The organism is Celeribacter arenosi (assembly GCF_039539485.1).
GTDB classification, from domain to species: Bacteria; Pseudomonadota; Alphaproteobacteria; order Rhodobacterales; family Rhodobacteraceae; genus Celeribacter; species Celeribacter arenosi.
Genome location: NZ_BAABDF010000007.1, coordinates 1,383,034 through 1,391,020, shown reverse-complemented (window position 1 = coordinate 1,391,020; position 7,987 = coordinate 1,383,034). Strand labels below are relative to the sequence as shown.

At 59.1% G+C, this 7,987-nt stretch carries 8 protein-coding genes; all 8 read right to left on the bottom strand.

Features of this window, described 5'->3' with window-relative positions:
• Window positions 1-40: 40 nt before the first annotated feature.
• Window positions 41-958 carry an alpha/beta fold hydrolase gene (locus ABD815_RS14485; protein WP_344848267.1) on the bottom strand — a complete coding sequence of 306 codons (918 nt, stop codon included), beginning with the start codon at window positions 956-958 and terminating at the stop codon, window positions 41-43.
• A 10-nt stretch (window positions 959-968) separates the two neighbouring features.
• A complete protein-coding gene (locus ABD815_RS14480) occupies window positions 969-1,892 on the bottom strand; it encodes a homoserine O-succinyltransferase (protein WP_344848264.1) in 924 nt (307 codons plus the stop codon).
• Window positions 1,893-1,924: 32 nt separating this feature from the next.
• A complete protein-coding gene (locus ABD815_RS14475) occupies window positions 1,925-2,797 on the bottom strand; it encodes an ATPase (RefSeq protein ID WP_344848261.1) in 873 nt (290 codons plus the stop codon).
• A gap of 69 nt (window positions 2,798-2,866) precedes the next feature.
• Window positions 2,867-3,787: a DMT family transporter gene (locus tag ABD815_RS14470; protein ID WP_344848259.1), complete on the bottom strand. Its 921-nt coding sequence runs from the start codon at window positions 3,785-3,787 to the stop codon at window positions 2,867-2,869.
• Between the two features lie 158 nt (window positions 3,788-3,945).
• Window positions 3,946-5,001, bottom strand: coding sequence for an OmpP1/FadL family transporter (locus ABD815_RS14465; protein WP_344848256.1), 1,056 nt, complete (start codon window positions 4,999-5,001; stop codon window positions 3,946-3,948).
• A gap of 184 nt (window positions 5,002-5,185) precedes the next feature.
• Window positions 5,186-6,076, bottom strand: a complete 891-nt coding sequence (locus ABD815_RS14460) for a DMT family transporter (protein ID WP_344848253.1) — start codon at window positions 6,074-6,076, stop codon at window positions 5,186-5,188.
• The gene (locus ABD815_RS14455; RefSeq protein ID WP_344848250.1) at window positions 6,073-6,372 is read right to left on the bottom strand and encodes a putative quinol monooxygenase; all 300 of its coding nucleotides are present in this window, start codon (window positions 6,370-6,372) and stop codon (window positions 6,073-6,075) included. Before ABD815_RS14455 ends, ABD815_RS14460 begins: the two co-directional genes overlap by 4 nt.
• Window positions 6,365-7,936, bottom strand: a complete 1,572-nt coding sequence (gene guaA, locus ABD815_RS14450; RefSeq protein ID WP_344848247.1) for a glutamine-hydrolyzing GMP synthase — start codon at window positions 7,934-7,936, stop codon at window positions 6,365-6,367. Before guaA ends, ABD815_RS14455 begins: the two co-directional genes overlap by 8 nt.
• Between the last annotated feature and the right edge of the window lie 51 nt (window positions 7,937-7,987).

Sequence of the window (7,987 nt, the reverse complement as noted above, 5' to 3'; positions counted from 1 at the left end):
TGCTTGTTAATGCTTTTAACAATATGGGGCGTCTGGGGGGTTAAAGCAATCCGGCGCGGCGGGCAGAACGTCGCGTCGCCTCTAACAGAGCCTCGGGAGCGACGTGATGGGGCATGTGCCCGATGCCTTCGAGGACGTCGAGGTTGTTGCCTGCAATTTGGCTTGCCAAAGGGCGCGCATGAATGTCGAGCGGCACAATCACGTCCGCATCGCCATGGATGCTTTCCACGGGTATGTCGATATCTGGGTAGTGTTGAACCATCGCGGCGATTTGGGATTTGAGCGCAATCCGTTGGCGTGCGTTCAGACGATGGGTGGACGGGCGGATGGATAGGCCTGCGGCGAGACTGTCGGTATATCCATCGGGAGCGGGTTGGGGGGCGAATATATCGCCGATCTGGCGATCGATATAGCTGCGCGGCACGTAGGCGGCGATGAGCCAGCTGGCGATGTGGCCAATGCCGCGCGCGGACAGGAGGCGGTTTAGTCGCGACGGGCCGCCCTTCCACACCTGACTGGGTGCAGCTGCCAAGACGAGGGCTGCAACGCTTTCGGGCGCATCCAGCGCCCATGACAGCGCCACCGAGCCACCATAGGATTGTCCCAACACAATCGGTGCGCGCGGATCAATTTCGCTCACGGCGCGGCGCAGGGCGTCGGCCTGTCCAGACAGGCTCTCATCCGCGATAGATTGCGAATGGCCGAACCCCGGACGGTCGACGACATGAACGCGAAACTCCTGCGCAAGCATCGGCGCCAAGCGAAATGTCATGTCATATGTCGTCCCCGACGCCCCGTGGATCAGGACCACGGGCGGGGCGTCGGGATCCCCGAAGGAGCGGATGTGAACGCCCTGAATGACGGGGCCATCTGTCGGATTTCGCACCTCGGCCTGATACCCGCGCCAGAGTGCCAGTGCGACGGTGACTACGGCAAAAAGGACGAGGATCAGGAACATCGCGCCACTCTTACTCACCAATCCGGGCCAGATCGAAGTGGGTGGTTTGGTATATCTCGTTGATCCAGTTGCCGTAGAGCAAATGCGCGTGGCTGCGCCAGCGGTTCACGGGGCGTAGATCGGGATTGTTGTCGGGATAATAGTGGACCGGCAGTTGGATCGGCTTTCCCGCCTCGCGGTCACGGACCAATTCTTCGTGCTGGGTGCCGGTGTCATATTCGAGATGGTTGAAAATATAGAGCGCGCGGTGATCGGGGTCTTGCACCAAGGCAGGGCCGACCTCATCGGACCCCAGCAGCGGGACCAGAGAACCGGAGGCTTCGATTTCGCTCAAACGGACCTCGGTCCATCGGCTGACCGGCATCACGCAGTCGTCCGAGAACCCGCGAAGATACGGGGAAGACGGGGCGAGGTTGGCATGCCGGAAGCAACCGAATGCCTTTTGGTCGAGCGCATATTTCTTGATGCCGTGGAAATAGTTGATCATCGCCATCCCGCCCCAGCACACGCCGAAGGTGGAGTGCACATGGGTCTGGGTCCAGTCAAAGACACGGGTGAGTTCTTCCCAATAGGTCACGTCTTCGAAAGGAAGGTGTTCGATGGGCGCGCCGGTGATCAGGAGGCCGTCGAATTTCTCGCCCGTGGCCACAACGTCGCTGAACGGTCGATAGAATTGCTCCATATGCTCGGCCGCGGTGTTTTTGGTCTGGTGTTCGCTCATCCGGATGAGATGGAATTCGATCTGTAGGGGCGTCGCGCCGATCAAACGGGCGAACTGGTTCTCCGTCTGGATTTTCCGTGGCATCAGATTCAAAAGGCCAATCCGCAGCGGGCGGATATCCTGATGCGCCGCGCGCCCTTCGCTGATGACCATCACGCCCTCTGCAGAGAGGACGTCGTAGGCGGGCAGGTCTTCGGGGAGGGTGATAGGCATCGGATACGGACTTTCTGAACAGGGAAGATTACCTAAGTCGACGCGCCGCGAATATCAAGCGCCGCGCCAATCAGGTCTACAAAGGCTTCCGGTGTTGTGGCGGTGGCGACGTCTTCGGCTGTGACGGTGACGCCCCAGTTGCCTGCAATGGCCTCATAGCGCGGTTGGCGATGGGCCAGCGCGCGACTATAGGCGTAGCGGATGAACGCGTCGGGATCGACAGCCTCGGCATCGACGTTCATGTCGTTGAGATATTGCGACCACGTCTGTGACAGGAACTCGGGCTGATAGGCCATCGGTTTGGGCGCACGGTCGAACCGGCGGATGAGTTCGGCGGTGTGGGATGGGGACCCTTTGATCCAGACCAGGAGGGCATCTTTGCTCAGCGCCTGCAGGATCGGATCTTCTGGGTTTTCGGGGTCGACCCATTCGCAAAAGGACCCGCCCGTGTCGCAGACGAAATGCGGATAGCCATAGAGATGTGAGGCGCGGTCGATGAAGGTGCCGGTATCAAGGAGGGCCTGTTCTTCGGCGTGCCTGAACTGTGCCTGGCGTCGTCTGTATTCCTCCAGCGCGAGCCCGCCTTTGTCGCGCGCGCCCGGTTTGCCGAGATAATAGGACACGGGCGCAAGGTTGCTAAACGTGATGTTGGATTTGATAAAGATCGAGTCCGTCATCAACTGTTCGCGCAGAAACGGCTCGCGCATGGCGACGCGTTTGAGGTTGTCGTCGATGGCTTCACCGAGGTAACGCGTGCCGATGCGATAATCGACTGAATAGTGATACCATTCGCCCGTCGCGCGCATCATCTGGCTCACGTGCGTTTTGCCCAATCCGGACATGCCGAACAGGATGACCCGCTTTGCGGCACAGTCGCGCCAGTCTTTGCCCGTTTCGTATTTCATCCGGTCCCCGTGTTTCGCCCCCGTGATTGTCTCACTGGGTGCCATGACAGGGTGCAAATGCCAAGGGGTTTACGCCTTGGGGGCGGGGGCGAAGAGGCGCAGAAGCCGCCCGTCGATGACCAAAAGCCCCGCTGCAATGAGGGCAAAACCGAAATAGGCGTTGATGCGCAGCGTTTCGCCGAGCACCAAGGCACCGAGGACAACCGAAACAGGCGCCACGAAAAGGGTGACGAGCGTGGCGTTGCCCGAGCCTGCGGATTTGATGACCCGAAACAGGATGAGATAGGCAAGCGCGGTGGAAAAGACAGAGATATAGGCCCATGCGCCCCATGTTGTCGGCGTGAAAACCGTGAAATCCGGTAGCCCATTTCGCCATAGCGCGACCGGCACCATCCAAACGGCGGCTCCCGCAATCATGCCTGCCGCCGATACCTCTAGCCGCATGTCGGTGAGGTGAACGCGCGCCAGAGCTGCACCGATGGCATAGCACATCGAAGCGCCGATCAGTGCCATCTGGCCCGCAGAGCGCATGTCAAAACTGTGCAGGGCTTCCAGCCCGATGATGGTCGCGACACCCAAAAAGCCCAAAGTTACGCCCGCCGCCTTGCGCGCGCCCAGCCGTTCGTCCGCAAAGGCGAGCGTTGCAACCAAGGGGCCGAGGATCGCGGTCGTGGCGTTGAGGATGCCCGCGAGGCCGGAGGTGATGTGCTGTTGGCCCCATGTGATCAACCCGAAGGGCATGGCCACGTTGATGCCGCCAATCAGCAAAAAGGCGATCCATGGCCCGACAGTTCGCGGCACTGGCAGGCCCATGACGAGCACATAGGCCCATAGCGCCAGCGCACCGCCCGTGACCCGCAACGCCACCAGCGTTTCCACAGGGATCTGTCGCAGCATCAGTTCGATGGCCAAAAAAGAGCCGCCCCACATGAGCCCCATGAGAGCCAGCCCGGTCCAGGCTGCGGCATTGAGTGCTTTTTGAGGGGGCATATGGGCGTCTCCTGTTAGGCGCCCGTTATGGGCGCAACGGGAGCCCGCCGACAAACCGTTTCTTGTTCAATGGCACATCAAGAATGGTGAACAAAAAACCCCGCTTGGCGCGCAAGCGGGGTTTCCAGGGGACATGAGATCCCCGTTATTTGGTCGACTTAGAACTTATGCGAAAGTTTCAATCCAACGCCGATTGCGTGGTTGCCAGAGAAATCGGCACCAATCGTGGATGTTGTCGCATCGCCAACCCAAACGTAGCTTGCGCCACCGGAAATGGCCGTCTGTTCGTTCAGCTGGTATTTTACGCCCGCTGTGAGCGAGGTGTAGCCATCGCGCGGCGACAGGTTGCCTGTCGTTCCACCGAATGCTTTTTCATACCCAGCGGTAAGCGAACCCGACCATTTTTCGTTGAAACGACGTCCAACACCGAGAGTGTAGGAGATAGTGTCGTTGTCATGCGTCACGAGGTCGGGGAAGTTGGTGGGCGAAATCGTCGTTTTCGTCCATTCGGCCCAACGCGCGGAGAACATGAGCAAAGTGTCTGCTGCGATACCGGTCTGGAAATCGAGGTTCACCGACTGCGGCATTGTCACCGGCATTGGGCTTTCGAAAACGCCGCCTTCAGTGGTTGTGAAATTGATGTCGATTGCAGAGTTATAAGTCAGCGATGCCCGCAATGCGATTTCAGGAATCTCATATGCCGCACCGACGAGATAGCCAAAATCGGTCTCGTTGGTCGTTTCCATCGTGTAGGCGAACAACGGAATCGCCACTTCGCCGGAGGATTTCAGAAGGCGCATACCGCCATGGACAGACATCCTGTCGTTCAGCTTGTAGCGCAATACGGCAGTCACCGCGAGGCTGTCGACCGAAGCCGTAGAACCATTGAACGGGTAAAGCGCGTCAGCATTGCCATAGTCAACAGAGGCAGCGAACGGGGTGTCAACAATGATTGCCATGGACAGTTTGTCATCCAGGTCGCGCTTATAGGCGCCTGCGATCTGGGCATAGCTCTTTGCCATGTTGCCCGAAGATACGGCGCCGCCCGCGATTGTGCCGGACACAGAAGGGGACACGTAGCCAAAGCTCAGCTCGACGTGTTCACCGGATTCAAAAATCGCTGCGATAGATTGGCCTGAACGGTCCATGCCGCCAGCGTGTGCGCCTGTGGCGCCGACCGCGATTGCCGCGGCCAGTAAAGTCGTGTTTTTCATAGGTCTCCATCCCTGATCGAGCACGAGTGGGGTATCGTTACTCGCCTATAGTAATTTGTCTGCGCTATTCCGCGCTATTTGTGTCAATCACGGTAGCGAGCGGCGAAATTTGGCGCAATTCTAACGCAACGTCACGCGACTTCACGATTTTGACTCTCTTATCTGTTCAAGGTTAACGCAACATTTATGTCGCTTTGGAGCGCCTTGATTCCGATAGGATATTTGCGTAGTTGGCCCCGAAGATAATCGCGGCCCCGACAAAAACCGCAAGCTCCAATGGTTCATTGTAGAGGGCCATTCCGATCACCGCGATGAGCGGCAGGCGCAAGAAGTCGACGGGCGTCACGATCGACGCAGGCGCGAGGGATAGCGCCGTGGTCAGGGAGAAATGCGCCGCCAAGCCGGCCAGCGAGATCACGCAAACCCATGGGAACTGCGCCCAAGTCATCCATGCGATGTCGCCGTCAATGCCCGAACAGATCAGACCAAATACCAACTGCATTGCCGAGAGCCAGAACATGATCTGGGTAATCGTGACGCCGGAGGTTCGGGTGAGCTTTTTGGTGAAGAGGGCCGATCCCGCAAAACCGACCGCACAGGCCATAGCGGCAAGGATGCCGAGCGATAGACCACCCGCCTCAAACGGGCGCGCAACGATAAGAATGCCCGCAAACCCCACAATCGCCGTGACAACACGCGTTGGAGTAAGGCGTTCGCCGAGGAAAATCGCAGCGCCGAGGGCGACGAGAATAGGGTAGGAGAATTCCAGCGCAAAGAGCTGTGCCAGCGGGATGAGCGTAAGGGCGAAGAGCCACAGGTTTTGACCGGCGAAATGTGCGATGTTGCGGCCAAAATGCAGGGGCAGAGCGCGGGCTTGAATTTCGCCGACCCGACCCGTCACCAATGCGAGGCCTGTGACGGTGACAATCCCGATCAGCGAGCGGTAGGTCATGATTTCAAAGGTATCAAGGCCGAGCGAGAGCTGGCGACCCGCGACTGCCATGGAGGAAAAACCGAACACGGCCCCCATCATCCACAGCGCGGCCTTGATCGGTTGCGACGCTGGGGCGGTCATAGCTGTTTGACCGTGAACGCGCGGGGAAGATGGCCCGAGGCTTTCCACCATTGGCTTTCGCGCGTTCGGGTCCCGTGATGTTCAAATGCGGCCCCGTCCACGAAAAGCTCGGTTACGTGGAACAGGCCGACGGTTTCGGCGTCCTCGGAAACATCAAAGTGCAGGCAACCGGGCTCTTGGCGGGTCAATACGATATGGCGCTCGAGCGCCTTGCGAATAAACGGGACCTCTGCTGGCGGGCATTTGAACTGGCCCGTCAGGCTAACACGGCCCGTTTTTGCGATGAGCTCATTCAAGTTCGATTGTTCCGGGCGGCTTGGAGGTGCAATCGTAGAACACGCGGTTCACGCCCTTCACTTCGTTGATGATACGGGTCGAGGTTTCCGACAGGAACTCATGGGTAAAGGGATAGTAATCCGCAGTCATGCCATCGACCGAGACCACGGCGCGCAGCGCCAGAGCATAGTCGTAGGTGCGCCCGTCGCCCATCACCCCGACCGTCCGCATCGGCAGAATTGCCGCGAAGGCCTGCCAGATGTCGTCGTAGAGGCCGTGTTTGCGGATTTGGTCGATATAGACCGCATCGGCTTTGCGCAGAATGTCGAGCTTTTCACGTGTGATTTCGCCGGGGCAACGGATGGCGAGGCCGGGGCCGGGGAAGGGGTGGCGACCAATGAAGGAGGCGGGCAGGCCCAGTTCGTGACCCAGTGCGCGCACCTCGTCTTTGAACAATCCGCGCAACGGCTCGACCAGTTTCAGACCCATCTTTTCGGGCAAGCCGCCAACATTGTGGTGCGATTTGATGGTGACGCTCGGCCCGCCGGAGAAGGAAACGCTCTCGATCACGTCAGGGTAAAGTGTGCCCTGAGCTAGGAATTCGGCACCCTCGATACCGTCGGCGTATTTCTGGAACACGTCGATAAAGAGCTTACCGATGATTTTGCGTTTGGTTTCAGGATCGGAGACGCCTTCCAGTTCTCCCAGAAACAGATCGCTTTCATCTGCGTGAATAAGGTTCAGGTTGTAGTTTTCGCGGAACATGGCGACGACCTGTTCGGCCTCGCCGAGGCGGAGCAGCCCGTGGTCCACAAACACGCAGGTCAACTGGTCGCCGATTGCTTCGTGCAAAAGGATACCCGTGACAGAACTATCGACGCCGCCGGAGAGGGCGCAGATGACCTGTTTGTCGCCGACCTGTTCACGGATCGCCGCGATCATTTCTTCGCGGTATGCGCCCATCGTCCAATCGCCGGTGAACCCGGCAAGACGCACGAAGTTCTCGTAGATCGATTTGCCATTGGGGGTGTGGTGAACTTCGGGGTGGAACTGGACCGCGAAAAAGTTGCGTTTGAGGTCGGCGGTGATCGCAAACGGCGCGCCCGGCGAGGTGCCGTAGACCTCAAAGCCCGGCGCAATTTCTGCGACGTGATCCCCGTGAGACATCCAGACCTGTTCGCGCCCTGTGCCATCCATGAACCAACCGGTGAGAAAATCAGGATGCGTGCCGGTCGGTGTGACATAGGCACGGCCGAATTCTGCCGTGGCGTGTTCGCCCGCTTCCACCCGTCCACCAAGGTCCTTCATCATCACCTGCTGCCCGTAGCAGATGCCGAGGATCGGCACGCCGAGTTCATAGGCCGCTTTTGGCGGTCTCGGGCTGCCTTCACGCATCACCGAATCTGGCCCACCGGAAAAGATGATCGCTTTGGGCGCGAACTCTCTGATCGAGGCGTCGGTGACGTTTTGATAGGGGTGGATTTCGCAGTAAACGTTCAACTCGCGCAAGCGCCGCGCGATGAGCTGCGTGACTTGGCTGCCGAAGTCGATGATGAGGAGGCGGTCATGGGAGTGTTGGGTCATGATCCGGCTTTATTGCGCACGCGCGCGCGAGGCAAGCCAGATTTGAGTTTC